The 14401-nt window shown below is 69.7% G+C and carries 16 protein-coding genes and 2 pseudogenes; 7 read left to right on the forward strand and 11 right to left on the reverse strand.

What is annotated here, in order from left to right:
- Nucleotides 1-6 precede the first annotated feature (6 nt).
- Nucleotides 7-1179: a sensor histidine kinase gene (locus ABTY62_RS43980; RefSeq protein ID WP_352135009.1), complete on the forward strand. Its 1173-nt coding sequence runs from the start codon at nt 7-9 to the stop codon at nt 1177-1179.
- Complete coding sequence (locus ABTY62_RS43985) at nt 1176-1841, forward strand: response regulator (RefSeq protein WP_352135010.1); 666 nt, start codon at nt 1176-1178, stop codon at nt 1839-1841. Before ABTY62_RS43980 ends, ABTY62_RS43985 begins: the two co-directional genes overlap by 4 nt.
- A gap of 15 nt (nt 1842-1856) precedes the next feature.
- Here ABTY62_RS43985 and ABTY62_RS43990 read toward each other — a convergent pair whose 3' ends face one another.
- The 5 genes from ABTY62_RS43990 to ABTY62_RS44010 form a co-directional block, all read right to left on the reverse strand.
- Nucleotides 1857-2465 carry a hypothetical protein gene (locus ABTY62_RS43990; protein WP_352135011.1) on the reverse strand — a complete coding sequence of 203 codons (609 nt, stop codon included), beginning with the start codon at nt 2463-2465 and terminating at the stop codon, nt 1857-1859.
- Nucleotides 2466-2534: 69 nt separating this feature from the next.
- Nucleotides 2535-3581, reverse strand: a complete 1047-nt coding sequence (locus ABTY62_RS43995) for an ABC transporter substrate-binding protein (protein WP_352135012.1) — start codon at nt 3579-3581, stop codon at nt 2535-2537.
- Nucleotides 3582-3649: 68 nt separating this feature from the next.
- The gene (locus tag ABTY62_RS44000) at nt 3650-4441 is read right to left on the reverse strand and encodes an ABC transporter ATP-binding protein (protein WP_352135013.1); all 792 of its coding nucleotides are present in this window, start codon (nt 4439-4441) and stop codon (nt 3650-3652) included.
- Nucleotides 4414-5223, reverse strand: a complete 810-nt coding sequence (locus ABTY62_RS44005; protein WP_352135014.1) for an ABC transporter permease — start codon at nt 5221-5223, stop codon at nt 4414-4416. The genes ABTY62_RS44000 and ABTY62_RS44005 overlap by 28 nt, the downstream gene beginning before the upstream one ends.
- A 107-nt stretch (nt 5224-5330) precedes the next feature.
- On the reverse strand, nt 5331-5414 hold the full coding sequence (locus ABTY62_RS44010) for a putative leader peptide (RefSeq protein ID WP_352135045.1): 84 nt from the start codon (nt 5412-5414) through the stop codon (nt 5331-5333).
- Between the two features lie 101 nt (nt 5415-5515).
- Here ABTY62_RS44010 and ABTY62_RS44015 point away from each other — a divergent pair, with 101 nt between their 5' ends.
- Complete coding sequence (locus ABTY62_RS44015; RefSeq protein ID WP_352135015.1) at nt 5516-5938, forward strand: secondary thiamine-phosphate synthase enzyme YjbQ; 423 nt, start codon at nt 5516-5518, stop codon at nt 5936-5938.
- Nucleotides 5939-6010: 72 nt separating this feature from the next.
- Here the strand turns inward: ABTY62_RS44015 and ABTY62_RS44020 are convergent.
- Nucleotides 6011-6300 (reverse strand): annotated as a pseudogene (locus ABTY62_RS44020) (IS5/IS1182 family transposase); the annotation flags it as partial.
- A 792-nt stretch (nt 6301-7092) separates the two neighbouring features.
- Between ABTY62_RS44020 and ABTY62_RS44025 the strand changes: the two are divergent.
- Nucleotides 7093-8508, forward strand: a complete 1416-nt coding sequence (locus ABTY62_RS44025) for a DEAD/DEAH box helicase (RefSeq protein WP_352135016.1) — start codon at nt 7093-7095, stop codon at nt 8506-8508.
- Between the two features lie 100 nt (nt 8509-8608).
- Entirely contained in the window at nt 8609-8887 is a 279-nt protein-coding gene (locus tag ABTY62_RS44030) for a DUF5302 domain-containing protein (RefSeq protein WP_352135017.1), read from the forward strand.
- A gap of 14 nt (nt 8888-8901) precedes the next feature.
- On the opposite strand, the pseudogene ABTY62_RS44035 reads toward ABTY62_RS44030, so the two are convergent.
- The 4 genes and pseudogenes from ABTY62_RS44035 to ABTY62_RS44050 all read right to left on the reverse strand — a co-directional run.
- Nucleotides 8902-9188: pseudogene (locus tag ABTY62_RS44035) on the reverse strand (transposase family protein); the annotation flags it as partial.
- Between the two features lie 234 nt (nt 9189-9422).
- Entirely contained in the window at nt 9423-9713 is a 291-nt protein-coding gene (locus ABTY62_RS44040; RefSeq protein WP_352135046.1) for a histidine kinase, read from the reverse strand.
- 28 nt (nt 9714-9741) lie between these two features.
- Nucleotides 9742-9879 (reverse strand): hypothetical protein, encoded by a 138-nt coding sequence (locus ABTY62_RS44045; RefSeq protein WP_352135018.1) that lies wholly within the window; start codon nt 9877-9879, stop codon nt 9742-9744.
- A 40-nt stretch (nt 9880-9919) separates the two neighbouring features.
- A complete protein-coding gene (locus ABTY62_RS44050; protein WP_352135019.1) occupies nt 9920-10132 on the reverse strand; it encodes a hypothetical protein in 213 nt (70 codons plus the stop codon).
- Nucleotides 10133-10176: 44 nt separating this feature from the next.
- Between ABTY62_RS44050 and ABTY62_RS44055 the strand changes: the two genes are divergently transcribed.
- Together ABTY62_RS44055 and ABTY62_RS44060 are read left to right on the forward strand one after the other, a co-directional pair.
- Nucleotides 10177-10791 (forward strand): TetR family transcriptional regulator, encoded by a 615-nt coding sequence (locus ABTY62_RS44055; RefSeq protein WP_352135020.1) that lies wholly within the window; start codon nt 10177-10179, stop codon nt 10789-10791.
- Between the two features lie 52 nt (nt 10792-10843).
- Nucleotides 10844-12475 carry an MDR family MFS transporter gene (locus tag ABTY62_RS44060; RefSeq protein ID WP_352135021.1) on the forward strand — a complete coding sequence of 544 codons (1632 nt, stop codon included), beginning with the start codon at nt 10844-10846 and terminating at the stop codon, nt 12473-12475.
- 98 nt (nt 12476-12573) lie between these two features.
- Here ABTY62_RS44060 and ABTY62_RS44065 read toward each other — a convergent pair whose 3' ends face one another.
- Nucleotides 12574-14385, reverse strand: a complete 1812-nt coding sequence (locus ABTY62_RS44065; protein WP_352135022.1) for a family 43 glycosylhydrolase — start codon at nt 14383-14385, stop codon at nt 12574-12576.
- Nucleotides 14386-14401 lie beyond the last annotated feature (16 nt).

Consider the following 14401-nt stretch of genomic DNA (forward strand, 5'->3'; position numbering starts at 1 on the left):
ACCCTCGTGTCCGCGCTGCCTGTCTTCCCACCGCTTCGCCGTCTGGTGGATTCGTCATGGTCGGACGCGGGGCTCGCCGTCGTCGTCGCCGCCGCCCAGCTCTCACCCCTGCTGTTCCGGCACAGCGACAGTGGGCGCCCCTGGCACTGGTGGGGCTATGTCGCGGCGGCCGGGGCGTCGCTCCCGCTGGCGGCGCGGCGGCGCGCTCCGGTGGCGGTCCTGCTGGTCTGCGCCGCCTTCTCCCTCCTCTACGACGTGACCGACCCGGTCGCTCCACAGCCGCTGTGGTACGCGGTCCTCATCGCGTTGTACGGGGTGGCGTCCGCCTGCCCGTCCCGGGTCCGGACACCCGTGTTCCTGGGCATGTGTGCGGTCGGCCTCGCCACAGTCGGCTCGCTGGACACCGCGACCCGCGGCGTCGTGCTGTACGTCGCCGCCTATGCGCTCGGCCGGGCCTCGGCCGGGTCCCGTGCCCAGGCGGCGGTTCTCGCCGAACGCGCTGTCCGCCTCGAAAGCGAACGCCGGGCAGCCGAAGAACGCGCCGCCGAGCGCGAACGCGCGCGCATCGCCCGGGACATGCATGACGTACTCGCCCACTCGATCAGCCTCATGGTCGTCCAGGCCGAGGCGGGCCCGGTCGCGCTGGACACGGCTCCCGCCCGCGCCGCGGCCGCGTTCGGCGCGATCGCCGGCACCGGTCGCGACGCCTTGGACCAGTTGCGCCGGATGCTCGGCGTGCTCAGGGACGAGGAGGGCACACGAACTCCGCAGCCGACGGTTCAGGACCTGCCCGAGCTCACCCGGAAAGTCGCCCGAGCCGGTGTGGAAGTGCGCTGCGCCACCGAAGGCGAGCCACGTCCACTGCCCGCCGACTGCGGTGTCGCGGCCTACCGGATCGTGCAGGAGGCCCTGACCAACGTCGTCAAGCACGCCAGAGCGGACCGCGCCGAGGTACGCCTGCGCTGGCGTGACAACGTCCTGGAGATCCTCGTGACCGACAACGGCCGTGGCGCGGGAACGAACCTGCCGTCCGGCGGGAACGGCCTGATCGGCGTCCGCGAGCGGGCCGCCGCCTGCGGCGGGACCGCGACGGCGGGCCCTCGGGCGGACCGACTCCCAGGATTCGAAGTGAGAGCGCGGCTGCCCGTGGCCGCCGCGGAAATCGGAGTGGCGCCATGACTATCCGTGTCGTGGTGGCCGACGATCAGGAGCTGGTCCGCGCCGGCTTCGCCATGATCCTGGCCGCGCAGCCCGGCATCGAGGTCGTCGCGGAGAGCGGCGACGGGTTCGAGGCGGTCGGCGCCGCCCGCGCGCACCGCCCCGATGTCGTCCTGCTCGACATCCGGATGCCGGGGATGGACGGTATCGAGGCGGCCCGGATCATCTGCGCCGAGACGGACTGCCGGGTGATCATGCTGACCACTTTCGGGCAGGACGGCTACCTCTTCGACGCCCTGCGCGCGGGTGCGAGCGGCTTCCTGCTCAAGGATGTGCGGCGGGACGACCTCGTGCACGCCGTCCGCATGGTCGCGGCCGGCGACTCGCTGCTCGCCCCCTCCGTCACCCGCACCCTGATCGCCGCCTTCACCTCCGGCGCGGTGGTGCCACCACCGCGGACCGAACGACTGGACGTGCTCACCGCCCGCGAGCGGGAGACACTGCGGCTGCTCGGTTGCGGCCTGTCCAACGCGGAGATCGCAGCGGCCCTGGTGGTGAGCGAGCACACCGTGAAAACGCATGTCAGCAACATCCTCACCAAACTCGGACTCCGCGACCGCGTCCAAGCCGTGATCGCCGCCTACGAGACCGGGATGGTGATCCCAGGCCGTTTCACCGACTAGAACCGCGCCGGAACGTCAGCCGACGGCCCCCGGCTCGCTCGTCGCGCCGTCCTCGGAGGTGTCCGTGTCGGCGGGGCTGGGCGAGGAGGACGCGGAGGGGATCGCCTCCGGCGGCTCAGAGGACGACGCCGACGACGACGCCGAGGATGTGGCGGACGACCCCGAGGCACGGGGGGACTTCGTTGCGGTGGCCGAGGCTTTGGCCGAGGAGGAGGCCCGCCTGCTCGCGGTGGACTTCTCGGCGGTGGGCGACGGCCGGGGCGCGGGCGCGACGGCGGGGGCGCCGCCCGCGGACGCCGACGGGCGCAGGGAGGGCGTGGCGGACGCCGAATTCCCCTTGTGCGAACGGCCTTTATTGGACTGTTCCTTTTCCCTGGAAGTCGCTGCGCTGCCCGGGATCAGCGTCTCGGGGGCGAAGGGGGTGGCGCCCATGAAAGCCACCGCGAGCATCGTGGCGTATCCGAGGAGCGCGATTCCCGCGACCACACCGGCCCGCCGCAGCAGGCGGGCCCGGCGACCCGAGGAGTCGACGAAGACGGGGCTTTCCGGGCCGTGGGTACGGACACGGCGACGGGCACGCCGAGAGGGATCGTCGTGCCTCTCCGCCACGGGCTGCGACTTCATGACGGCACGTTAACAGAATTCTTCCCGGATAAAGCTATGGCCTTTCTTTGGCGGGCGAATTCCGAGTTCTCATTTTGTCGGCTCAGCCCCTCCATAACTGCGCGGTGCGGTCGTCGAGGGCGGCAGGCCGCCGTTGAATCGCGTGTCGACGTAATCGGCGAAGTCGAAGCGGCGCGGGATCAGCTTCAGCCCGGCGAAGGTGTCCGCGATCTTCTGCTCCGAGGCCACGGCGGCCTTGTCGACCGCCACATACACCCGGGTGCCATTGGTCCGCTTCACCGAGTCCAGCGCCACCTCGTACGGCAGGCCGGTCTCCTTCGCCCAGACCTCGGCCCACGCCTCCGGGTGCTTGTAGACCCAGTCCTGGGCGCGGCGCAGCCGCTTGAGATAGTCGCCGATCGCCCGCTCCTTCTTCTTGTCCGCGATCGAGGCGGGGCCCGCGACCTGGAAGTTGAGCCCGTTCACCACGCCCTGGCCGGTGGTGAGGACGCGGGCGTCCGCCGAGCGCAGTGCCTGCGAGGTGTACGGGTCCCAGACGGCCCAGGCGTCCACCTTGCCGCGGGTGAAGGCCGCGAGCGCGTCGGCGGGCTGGAGGAAGGTGGCCTTGACGTCCTTGATCGACAGCCCGGCCTTCGCGAGCGAGGCGACGAGCTGATAGTGCGCCGAGCTGCCCTGCGCCACCGCCACCGACCTGCCCTTGAGGTCGGCGACCTCCTTCAGCGGCGACCCCTTCCTCACCAGGATCGTCTCGCCGTCGGCCGTGCCGTGCTTGGCGGCCACCACCTTGATCTTGGACTTGGCGGCCGCGGCGAAGACCGGTGGGGTGTTGCCCACGCCGCCGATGTCCACCGCCCCGGCGCTCACCGCCTCCAGGATCGGCGGCCCGGAGGTGAACGTCGACCAGCGGATCTTGTACGGCAGGTCGTCCAGTTCACCGGCGGCGCGCAACACCGCCTCGTCGTTGCCCTTCTGATCGCCGACCCGCAAGGTGACCTCGCCCTTGCCGTCGGTGTTCGAGCCCGCGCCACCCGAGCCATCGGCGGACGACGCGGCCGTGCAGGCGGCCAGGAGGAGGGCGAAGGGGAGCAGCAGGGCCGGGGCGATACGCCGTCTCATATCGGCAGATCCGTTCGTGAGGGTGGTTCGGACGGTGCGGGGGGTGTCGATGTGGTGATGCGGGGGTGTCATACGGCCTTGCCGGTGGACACCGCGGGCGCGGACACGCCCAGCCGGCCCAGGAGTTCGGCGCGCAGCTCCGCGAAGCGCGGATCGGCGATGTCGCGCGGCCGCTCCAGGCCGGTCCACCGCTCGTAGGCGATCACGCCGTGGTCCATCACCAGCACCCGGTCGGCCAGCAGCAGCGCCTCCTCGACGTCGTGCGTCACCAGCAGCACCGCGCAGCCGCGCCGCTGCCACAACTCGGCGACCAGCTGCTGTGCCTTGATGCGGGTGAGCGCGTCCAGGGCACCGAAGGGCTCGTCGAGCAGCAGCAGATCGGGCTCGCGCACCAGCGCGCGGGCCAGCGAGGCCCGCTGGGCCTCGCCGCCGGACAGCGTCTTGGGCCAGGCCGTCGACCGGTGGCCGAGACCGACCTCCTCCAGCGCCCGCTCGGCGACCGCCCGCCCGGGACGGCCGGCCAGCCCCAGCAGCACATTGCGCCAGACCCGCTTCCACGGCATCAGACGCGGCGCCTGGAACGCGACCGCCTTGGCGCGCGGCACCAGCACCTCGCCCTCGATCTCCCGGTCCAGCCCGGCGAGGATGCGCAGCAGGGTGGACTTGCCGCAGCCGCTGTGGCCCAGCAGGGCGACGAACTCGCCGGGGCGCACGGTCAGTTCCAGCCGGTCGATGACCGGTCGGCCGTCGAAGGTGCGGGTCAGCCCATGGACCCGTACGGCGGCGGGGGCAGCGGGGCCGGGGCTGTCCCCCACGGCCTTCTCGACCGGGCCTAGGTGCCCGTGAAGGTCGGTCGCCATTGCAGCAGCAGCCTCTCGAGAGTACGGACGACGAAGTCGGCGAACAGGCCGAGCGCCGCGTAGACGATCAGGCAGACCACGATCACGTCGGTCTGGAAGAACTCCCGCGCGCGGTTGAGCAGAAAGCCGATCCCGTCGTCGGCGTTGATCGTCTCGCCGAAGACCAGCGCCAGCCAGGCGGTGGCCAGCGAGTACCGCAGCCCGGTCATCGCCCCGGGCAGGGCCCCGGGCAGCACCACATGGCGGATCAGCCCCCATCGGCCCAGCCCCAGCGAGGTCCCGGCCTCGATCAGCTGGGCGTCGACCCCGCGGATGCCCGCGTAGACGTTGAGATACAGATGGAAGGTCACACCGAGCGCGATCAGGGCGATCTTCGGCGCCTCGCCGATGCCCAGCCAGATGATGAACAGGGGGATCATCCCGACCCACGGGATGGTGCGCAGCATCTGCACCGTGGCGTCGACCAGGTCCTCGCCGAGCCGGGACAACCCGGAGACGAGGGCGAGCGACACCCCGGCCACCGCGCCGATCAGCAGTCCGACCAGCACCCGCTGCACCGACACCAGCATGGCGTGCGGCAGTGTGCCGTCCCCGATCAGGCCGGAGGCGGTGCGGGCGATGGTGCCGGGGGAGGCGAGGGTGTCGGGGGACAGCACACCGGTGGCGCTGCACACCTGCCAGACGATGAGCAGGACGAGGGGGCCGGTCGTACGGCGCAGCCACCGGGGCACGGCGCGGCGGCGCGCGGACAGCGGAACGACCGGTTCGAGAACCGGGGACATGGAGGCTCCACGAAAGCGGAAGGTGAGGTGAAGTGGGGGGAGGGGAAGCGGAGTGAGCGCTGAGACGTGCCGGCGCGGACGTGCTTACGCGCGAGGCAGTGAAAAGATCAGCAGTCGCCGGGACACGCGGCGGAGGCCACCCGCAGCAGGTCGATGTGACCGCGCGTGGTGAGCAAGGCTGACATAGACATGCCCACGAACGTAGCGAGAGCGCCCGGAGCCGGTCAACGGTGTCTTGCCACTCGGACCTTTGTTGCGGCGGTTTTACGGGCGGACGTACGAGGATGGGGCCATGACCCAGACCTTCCGCACCCACATCCTTCGGATCACCACCGGCTCCACCGAGAGGGTCGCCGACCTCACCGCGGACTGCGAGGCGTTTGTGAGGGAGGTGAGCCAGGGCCGGGACGGGCTGCTCAATGTGTTCGTCCCCCATGCGACCGCCGGCATCGCCATCCTGGAGACGGGCGCGGGCAGCGACACCGACCTGCTGGCCGCGCTGCGTGACCTGCTGCCCGCCGACGACCGCTGGCGCCACCGCCACGGCAGCCCCGGCCACGGCCGGGACCATGTGCTCCCCGCGCTCGTCCCGCCGCACGCCACGCTCCCGGTCATCGGCGGCAGGATGGCGCTCGGCACCTGGCAGTCCGTGTGTCTCGTCGACACCAATAAAGACAATGCCAACCGTCAGGTCCGACTGTCGTTCCTCGGGTAGTTCCGCGACATCTGTGGCTGTAGGAGTGATCTCCGGCCGCACCGAGCGAGGAAACGTGCCCGGCTCAAGTCAGGGCCGCGACTCGGCAACGTCGTGACGGTTTCCCCCGGTCAGCGAGACCGCGAGCGGTGTTCCCCAGCGGTCCATGATCACGTGGTGCTTGGATCCGGGCCGCCCACGGGTGACGGGCGAAGGCTCGACGTGATCCCTCCTTTGAGCGCCCGGACGTGCGAGCCGTCGACTGCACAGTTGTCCATGCCCAGCGCGTCTGCAGTACGCAGTTCAGTCAGCAGGGCCTGATGCAGGGCTGGCCAGACCCAGGCCTCGGTCCAGTCCCGTAACCGGCGCCAGTTGGTGATGCCGGGTTCCGCACGGGCCACCTGGCCAAAAGCTACAGTGATCGGTTCACGTGCGAAATCGCGCGACACTGGCGTACCCGGCAGTCAGCCTGCCGCCAATGTGAAGAGTCGGCACGGATGTTGGCATTGCCCCGGTAGTCGCACAAGTCCCGATGATGCCCCCTGAAGGCAGGATTCTAATGTTGGCATTCCAGTCAGTGAGCGTTTTCAGAGTTGCCGCTCCAGGGTGAAGACGGCGGCGGAGATTGACGACATCCGATTCGGGCTGAGTGTGCCTTGCGAAGAGTTCATGGAGGATACGGACGCTGTCGCGGGTCTGGTCACCGAAGAACGCGCCATACCTCTTGCCGAGCAGAAGGGTGCATTGACGGAATTGGTGCTCATCCTGAGCACACGCGGTGCCGGAAGCGGCGTCATCAACCTGATCAAGCTCTGGCTGGAACGGGATCAGAAGCGTTCCGTCGAACTGACCGTCACGAAGCCCGGAGAGCCACCGTTCACCGTACGTGGATCCGGCGAGAAGATCTCACTCGGCCTTCTGGAAGAGACGACAAGGCGGCTATCGCGGGCGCAACCGCGCAGGGGCCGACAGCCGGGGGAAGTAGCGGGCAGACGGCCGGCTGAGGCCGGGACCGCCGGGCCGCGTCTCGGGACGCGAGGCTGTCACCACGTGGTATCCTTGCGCTTTTGCGTGCTCGTGGCGGTTGGCGATCCTGGCTGTCCGGTTCCTCTTGTTCGTCGACGGCTCATTCCTACCGGGCCTTCCTCGGTACGTTCGCATGCGGAAGGCTCTTCATGAATCACCCTGACCTCCCCGGCACCTCGCACAGCGATCTCGCCCCGCTCACGACCACTGCGCCAACGGTGCCCCCGGTCGCTTCCTTCGCCGCCCTGGAACTACCAGCCGAGGTGCTGCGAACGCTCAGCGAACTCGGTGTACGCGAGCCCTTCCCGATCCAAGCAGCCACGCTGCCCAACGCCCTCGCGGGACGCGATGTCCTCGGGCGCGGGCGCACCGGATCGGGCAAGACGCTCGCTTTCGGCCTACCGCTGCTCGCACGGACGGCTGGGCGGCGCGCGGAACCGAAGCAGCCCCTCGCTCTGATCCTGGTGCCTACCCGAGAGCTGGCCCAACAGGTCACCGAGGCGCTTGCGCCGTACGCAGAGGCACTGCGGCTGCGGATGGCCACGGTCGTCGGCGGCATGTCGATCGGCCGGCAGGCCGCTGCGCTGCGGCATGGAGCCGAGGTGGTCGTCGCCACCCCCGGCCGTCTGCACGACCTCATCGAGCGCAGGGCCTGCCGCCTGGGACGGGTAGGGATCACCGTCCTCGACGAGGCTGACCAGATGTGCGACATGGGCTTCCTGCCGCAGGTGACCGAGGTGCTCGATCAGGTACACCCCGACGGTCAGCGGATGCTGTTCTCGGCCACTCTGGACCGCGACGTCGACCACCTGGTCCGCCGCTACCTCCACGACCCCGTCGTCCACTCGGTCGACTCGTCCGCGGGCGCAGTCACGACGATGGACCACCATGTTCTGGTCGTCCACGGCCCCGACCGGTACGCCGTCACCACGGAGATCGCCGCCCGTGACGGCCGCGTACTGCTGTTCCTGGACACCAAGCACGCGGTCGACCAGCTCACCCGGCATCTGCGAGCCAGCGGAGTGCCCGCCGCGGCCCTGCACAGCGGCAAGTCCCAGCCGCAGCGCACACGGACCCTGGCGCAGTTCAAGAACGGCCAGATCACCGTCCTGGTGGCGACCAATGTCGCGGCCCGTGGCCTGCACGTCGACGACCTCGATCTCGTGGTCAACGTCGACCCGCCCACCGACCCCAAGGACTATGTGCACCGCGCGGGCCGTACCGCCCGGGCCGGTGAGTCCGGCAGCGTCGTCACGTTGGTGCTGGCGGGCCAGCGCCGCGAGATGAGCCGGCTGATGGCAGAGGCCGGCATCGAGCCGACGATCACCAAGGTGCGCTCGGGCGAGGCGGAGCTGAGCCGGATCACCGGGGCCAAGGCCCCCTCCGGCACCCCGCTCGACGGCGGGCCCGCCGCGCCCCGGCCCAAGAACACCAACGCTCCCTTCCGCGGCCTGGGCACCAGCAAGGACACCTCCCGCGGCGCCGGCGGCAAGTCCCGAAAGGCTCGCGAGGCCCGCAAGCTCGCCGAAGCCCGCAAGGCGGCCCTGGTGCGTCGCGGCGGCTGAGAGCCGCTGCCCTGATCCATACACCTACGAGATGAACGCCCTCGTGGTGTGCCCGGCATGACAAGCTGTGCTTCCCACTGCCCGAATCCAGGAGGTCGCCATGACCGCAGAGTCTGCATCCAAAGAAGGTTCGGAGCCTACCGACCCCGAGCCGTCCGCAGAAGGTTCGGAGCCGACCGACCCCGAGACGTCCGCTCTGGTGCCCGACAGCGACGGCCACTACGACCTGAAACGCAAGTTCCGGGAGGCCCTGGCGCGCAAGCGCGGTGCGCAGGCGGACGCCGCTGACCTCGGTGTGAACGTCGAGGCGTCGAAGGTCCGTAGGGCGAACGGCCCGGCTGCGAGCCAGCGGTCGTTCCGGCGCAAGAGCGGCGGCTGAGTCAATGAGCTCCTTCAGCATTGCCGCTCCAGAGTGAGCACGGCCGCGGAGATTGACGACATTCGATTCGGACTGCACCGGGACCTGCGGTCAGGGGTGTCGTCACCCGCGGGCCAGCTCCCATGTAGGCGCGGTCGGCGAGGATGGGAACGCCCTGGCGTTCGCAGATCCGGATGATCCGGTGGGCGCGGGCCGCAGTGAGATCGTGCGCGCGGCCGGGCGTCGTCGGCGAGATCCACAGCAGCCGCCCGACCGGGTCGGTCACCATCTGCACGTTTACTCCGTGTCGGCGGTGCTTGTAACGAGCTTGTGGGCACGGTGTCAACAGCCCCCCAGAAACCACTCAGGAGCCCGACCCGCTGAGCGGATCAGGCCCCTGACCTGGTACTGCACTGTCGGGGTGGCGGGGTCGGGCTCGCACCTGTTCGGGGCTCTTGTTCACGGCGCCGAAGTGCGTTGCCGGGGGTGTCGTCCTGTACGAGTGGCAGGCCGTTGACGTCTTGGCTATCGAGGCATGGCGCGCTCGGGACTTCGGTTACGAGCCTGGCGCAAAGGCCGTGTCCAAGGCGCATACGGCTCGTCCGGGGAGTGCAGGACCGGGGCGCTGCCTTTCTACGGCCGCGGCGGTGGGCCTGCTGTCCGACCGCTGTGGCGCGACACTGGGCGACGCCGTCACGGCCCCGGGCCTGCTCAGCAGGCCGACCATGGTGCGCAACTCGTCGAGCGCCTGCTGGGAACCGTCCCGGATACTGCGCAGCGACTCGGTCGCCAGCGTGGGAGTCCGCTCGCCCAGGTGGAGGGCGACACCGGCCTGCACGTTGATCAGGGTGAGCTCGTCAACACCGGCTCGGCGGTCAGACCTCGGTGAGCCGCAGCCCTCGGGACGGAATGAAGTCCGGGTCGCGGTTGGCGGCCGGCAGCGTGCAGAGCACGGCCTCGCCCTCGCGGATGACGTGCCCGCCGATCTCCACGTCCGTGGTGGCGATCTTCATCGTTCCAGTGTGCACGATGGATAGCCGGCGCAGCAGTTCCTCAACGGCCGGGCCGACAGCGTCGGGGTCGGTCGCGGACCAGCGCGAGCTGGTCGGGATGGCGCAGCCGGGCCAGGGTGCCGCGGCCGAGCGGTTTCGCCGCGGTCTCGTGCCCGGCGATCGGCAGGATGTCGGCGATGCCGGGACCGAGCGCGAGATCGGGACCGAGTTCGCCCGTCCGGCGGGCAACCGCAATCTTGCGCGCTGTGCACATATTGCAGAGTCGGCAATCTTTGCAGAGTGTGCAAGAATCGAGTCATGGCATCCCAGAGTGAGGGTCTGCGTGACCGGCGGCGCCGTGAGACACGGCATGACATCCATACGGCCGCGCTGCGGCTGGTCCGGGAGCACGGATTCGACAAGATCACCGTCGACATGATCAGTGCGGAGGCCGGTGTCTCGCCTCGCACCTTCTTCAACTACTTCCCGAACAAGGAAAGCGCCCTCTTGCCGGGGCCGACGGAGGTGCCCCCGGCTCTTGCCGCGGAGTTCGTCGGGGCCGGCGCCGCCTCTCCCCAGGAAGTGCTCGCGGACGTGACCCGGCTGCTCGTGCGGGAGATGACCGACAACCCGCCCGAGCGCACGATGATGCACGACGTCTTCGAGCTGGCGGGCAGTCATCCCGCCGTCCTTGCCGCGCTGTTGGCCCGTATGGAGGGCTTCCAGAAGTCCATCGCCGGCGCGGTCGCGCAGCGGATGGGGCAGCGGCCGGAGGACGAGATGCCGAACCTGATCGCCGCTCTCGCGCTGACCGCGGTGCGCACCGGCCTGGAGCACTGGTCACGTGAGGACCCGCACAGCGCCGAGGACGACTCTCCGGTCCCGTACGTCGAGCGCGCCCTGGAACTGCTGCGCTCCCTGTCGGCGGACTGAGCCCCGCCTCGTGCGCCCGTTCTCCCCACGACCCACGACTTGAGGATCCCTCATGAGCGGACTGACCCCGGCGGAGACGGAGGAGCAGGACTCCTCCCGGGCTCCGCACCGCTTCGGTCTGATATTCGCGGGCCTGATGACCGCGATGCTTCTCTCGTCACTCGACCAGACCATCGTGAGCACCGCGCTGCCGACCATCGTCGGCGAACTGCACGGGATGAACCACATGGCCTGGGTGACCACCGCGTACATCCTGATCGCCACTATCGCCATGCCTGTCTACGGCCGCCTCGGCGACCTGATGGGCCGTAAGACACTCTTCCTCGGTGCCATCGCCGTCTTCGTCGCCGGTTCCGCGACCGCGGGCGTGGCACAGGACATGACCGTGCTGATCATCGGCCGCGCCGTGCAGGGTCTGGGCGGGGGAGGTCTCATGATCACCGCGCAGGCCATCGTCGCCGACCTGGTGCCGCCGCGGCAGCGCGCCAAGTACATGGCGCCGATAGGCGCGGTCTTCGGTCTCGCCTCCGTCGCCGGACCACTGCTCGGCGGCTGGTTCACCGACAGCGTCGGGTGGCGCTGGGCCTTCTGGATCAACCTGCCCCTGGGCGTGCTCGCCTTCTCCATCGCCGCGTTCACGCTGCGCCTGCCCCGTCGGCAGGTCAAGGTCGCCATCGACTACCTGGGTATCGCCCTGATGGCCGCGGCCGTCACCTGCACCGTGCTCGTCGCCGACTGGGGCGGCACCGACTACGCCTGGACCGACCCGCTCATCCTCGGTCTCGCTGTCGGGGCGGTCGTCGCCTGGTCCCTCTTCCTGTACTCCCAGAGTCGCGTGGCCGAACCGGTCATCCCGCTACGGCTGTTCCGCAGCCGGATCTTCAACATCGCCACGCTGCTCGGCATGGTCGTGATCGGCGTCGGGATGTTCGCGGTCATCAGCTACATGCCGACCTACCTGCAGATGGTGTACGGCGCGAGCGCCACCGAGTCCGGACTGCTGCTCATCCCCATGGTCGTCGGCCTCATCGCCACGGCCCAGCCGTCCGGCCAACTGATCAGCAGGACAGGGCGCTACAAGATCTTCCCCATCATCGGCGCGGCGGTCGTCGGCGTCTCCGTCCTGCTGATGTCCACCCTCGACACCAGCACTCCGCTCGTGGTCCTCTGCGGGTACGTGTTCCTGCTGGGCACCGGTGTGGGCCTGATCATGCAGAACCTCGCCCTGGCCGTGCAGAACGCCTTCCCGCCCGATGACGTCGGCACCGCCACCTCGTCCAACAACTTCTTCCGTGAGATCGGCGCCACCCTGGGCACTGCCGCGGTCGGTGCCGTGTTCACGCACCGCCTCAACGACCAGCTTGCCGCCCGCCTGTCGGCCGCCGACGCCAAGATCGCGGGGTCCACCGACTCATTGACGCCAGCCCTCGTCCACAGCCTGCCGGACCGGATCCAGGACGCGGTGATCCTCGCCTACCAGCAGGCGTTGACTCCGGTGTTCCGTTACCTGCTCCCGCTGTTCGCCCTCGGTCTCGTGCTGGCCTTCCTCCTCCCGGAGAAGAGGCTGGCCGACGGCAGCGGCCCCGGAACGGATCCGGAGACTCCGACTGCCGGTGATGCAGGGCCTGACACCAGTCGACCGACCCCGACGCTGTCGGCCGGTCGGCCGTCGCGCTGCCGCTGACCGGGGTGGACGACGGTCGAGTCGAACGGCCCTCGTGTCATGACGGCGCCGAGGGCTGTCACGCGTCGGTGGCAGGCAGCCCAGGCTGGTCCGCTTGTCTACGGATTGCTCCCGTCCCCGATCAGCAGCCCGGCCCCGGGGGAGGCCTTGGGTACGCCTGCGCGTAGGACGCTGTAGGCGGCGGGTGCTGTGACGGTGGCGGGGTGCACGAGGACGCCGTAGCAGCCGTTGGAGGCCGTCGTGGTCAGGGTGACGGTCAGTTTCTGGCCGCGCAGTTTCTTGGGCAGGGGCACGTCGACCCGTTCGGGGGCCCAGGAGACGGCGCTCGGCTTGATGGTGGCGGTGGTGCTGTCGCCGTGTGCGTCCTTGACCGTGATGTTCAGCGAGGCGTTGAGGACCGGGCCGTCCTGGGCAAAGGGGCCGAGGTCGTCGGTGCGTTGGAAGACCGGCAGGGACAGCCTGCTCTGCCCGTCGCGTAGGCGGACGCCGGTCTGCTGGATGGCCGAGTCGGTCCTGATGCGGCAGTCCGGCTGGTAGTAGTCGGAAGCGGTGCCCTGGTGGCGGACGGTGTCGGCGAGCGGTACGCGCACCGTCTTCTGGCAGGTGAACGGCTTGAGGTGCCCGGAGTCGTCGAATTGCAGGGGGTACCAGTAGGTGCTGGCGATGGCCTGGCTGTTGTCGCCGTGCACAACCTTGCCGTCCTGCACGTAGCTGTTGGGGCCGGTGCGGTAGCCGAAGATGCCGGACAGGACGATCGGGCCGGCGGCCGACGGCAGCATGTTGAGGCCCTTGTTCTGGCCGCCGCAGCCGTCGGAGGTCAGTTCGGTACCCGCGTGCAGCGCGTCACCGGTGTCTCCGGCCTCGTTGCTCCACGGCCCCAGCGGGTCGGAGGCGCTCACGTACTGGATCGGCACCGCGCAGTTGGCACAGGTCGGCCCGCCGGTGATGTACCAGTGACCGTCGTGTTGCGCGAAACCGATGCCCTCGAAGTGCGCCTTGGACATCACGCGCACGGCGTCGCTGGTGGTGCCGGTACGGTCCGCATTGAGCTTCTGCACCCACACGTCCCACAGCGGCAGGCTTGCGACGTCGGGGTCGTACGAACCGGAGAAGGTGTCGGTGACGATCCAGGCGGTGCCGTCGGCGGCCGTGACGATGTCGAAGTCGTGGGCCAGGTGGTCGCCGGTCGCGCGCGTCAGTTCGCCCCACGGCCCTGCGGGGGTGTCGGCGACGGCGTAGTACAGGCCGCCGGTCGACTGCAGGTTGGAGGCGCGGTCGCTGCCGACCTTCACCCACATCAGGTACTTGCCCAGTCCCGGGCTCCATACGACGTTGGGCTTCGCGACGTCCACCGCCTGCCCGTCGACGGTGGGCGTGGAGATGTTCTCCAGGCGCCAGTTCGTCAGGTCGGTGGACGAGTAGGTGCCGATGCCGCACTGGCCGCCGTAGTCACCGGACGGATACGGCTGGGGCCTGGTCTGCCCCGGGATGGTGCCGGAGAAATAGACGAGCTTTCCGCACGCCCACTTCGAACCGTACTTGTAGTACCGGCCGTCGAAGTACGAGATCGTGGCCTCGTGCTCCTCGATCCCGTTGTTCTGGTCGTCGACGTTCAGCGTGGGGGTGCCGTAGCGCAGCGGCGCGGCGGACGAGGGCGACAGCCCGTCATCGCCGCGCAGCAGGTCCCGTGGGGCGAAGTTGTACAGGGTGGTGTACCTGACGGGCGCGGACCGGTCGGCCACGCCGGAGCCGGAGCCGGAGCCGGAGCCGGCGCCCGAACCGGACGCGGCCGCGGAACCGGCACTGCCGACCAGCGTCATCAGGATGAGGGCCAGGGCGGTGAGGACACTGGCGGCGACCGCGGCAGTACGAGGCGCGGGCAGGGAAGGCGGGCATGATGTTGTTCTCATCTACGGGTGTTCTCCC

Source organism: Streptomyces sp. NPDC097640 (assembly GCF_040302705.1).
Classification (GTDB): domain Bacteria; phylum Actinomycetota; class Actinomycetes; order Streptomycetales; family Streptomycetaceae; genus Streptomyces.

Bases quoted from the DNA above. Each gene is read 5' to 3' on its own strand.
- ABTY62_RS43985 (WP_352135010.1), top strand. From the start codon at position 1,176: ATGACTATCCGTGTCGTGGTGGCCGACGATCAGGAGCTGGTCCGCGCC.
- ABTY62_RS43990 (WP_352135011.1), bottom strand. From the start codon at position 2,465: ATGAAGTCGCAGCCCGTGGCGGAGAGGCACGACGATCCCTCTCGGCGT.
- ABTY62_RS43995 (WP_352135012.1), bottom strand. From the start codon at position 3,581: ATGAGACGGCGTATCGCCCCGGCCCTGCTGCTCCCCTTCGCCCTCCTC.
- ABTY62_RS44000 (WP_352135013.1), bottom strand. From the start codon at position 4,441: ATGGCGACCGACCTTCACGGGCACCTAGGCCCGGTCGAGAAGGCCGTG.
- ABTY62_RS44005 (WP_352135014.1), bottom strand. From the start codon at position 5,223: ATGTCCCCGGTTCTCGAACCGGTCGTTCCGCTGTCCGCGCGCCGCCGC.
- ABTY62_RS44010 (WP_352135045.1), bottom strand. From the start codon at position 5,414: ATGTCTATGTCAGCCTTGCTCACCACGCGCGGTCACATCGACCTGCTG.
- ABTY62_RS44015 (WP_352135015.1), top strand. From the start codon at position 5,516: ATGACCCAGACCTTCCGCACCCACATCCTTCGGATCACCACCGGCTCC.
- ABTY62_RS44025 (WP_352135016.1), top strand. From the start codon at position 7,093: ATGAATCACCCTGACCTCCCCGGCACCTCGCACAGCGATCTCGCCCCG.
- ABTY62_RS44030 (WP_352135017.1), top strand. From the start codon at position 8,609: ATGACCGCAGAGTCTGCATCCAAAGAAGGTTCGGAGCCTACCGACCCC.
- ABTY62_RS44045 (WP_352135018.1), bottom strand. From the start codon at position 9,879: ATGAAGATCGCCACCACGGACGTGGAGATCGGCGGGCACGTCATCCGC.
- ABTY62_RS44050 (WP_352135019.1), bottom strand. From the start codon at position 10,132: ATGTGCACAGCGCGCAAGATTGCGGTTGCCCGCCGGACGGGCGAACTC.
- ABTY62_RS44055 (WP_352135020.1), top strand. From the start codon at position 10,177: ATGGCATCCCAGAGTGAGGGTCTGCGTGACCGGCGGCGCCGTGAGACA.
- ABTY62_RS44060 (WP_352135021.1), top strand. From the start codon at position 10,844: ATGAGCGGACTGACCCCGGCGGAGACGGAGGAGCAGGACTCCTCCCGG.
- ABTY62_RS44065 (WP_352135022.1), bottom strand. From the start codon at position 14,385: ATGAGAACAACATCATGCCCGCCTTCCCTGCCCGCGCCTCGTACTGCC.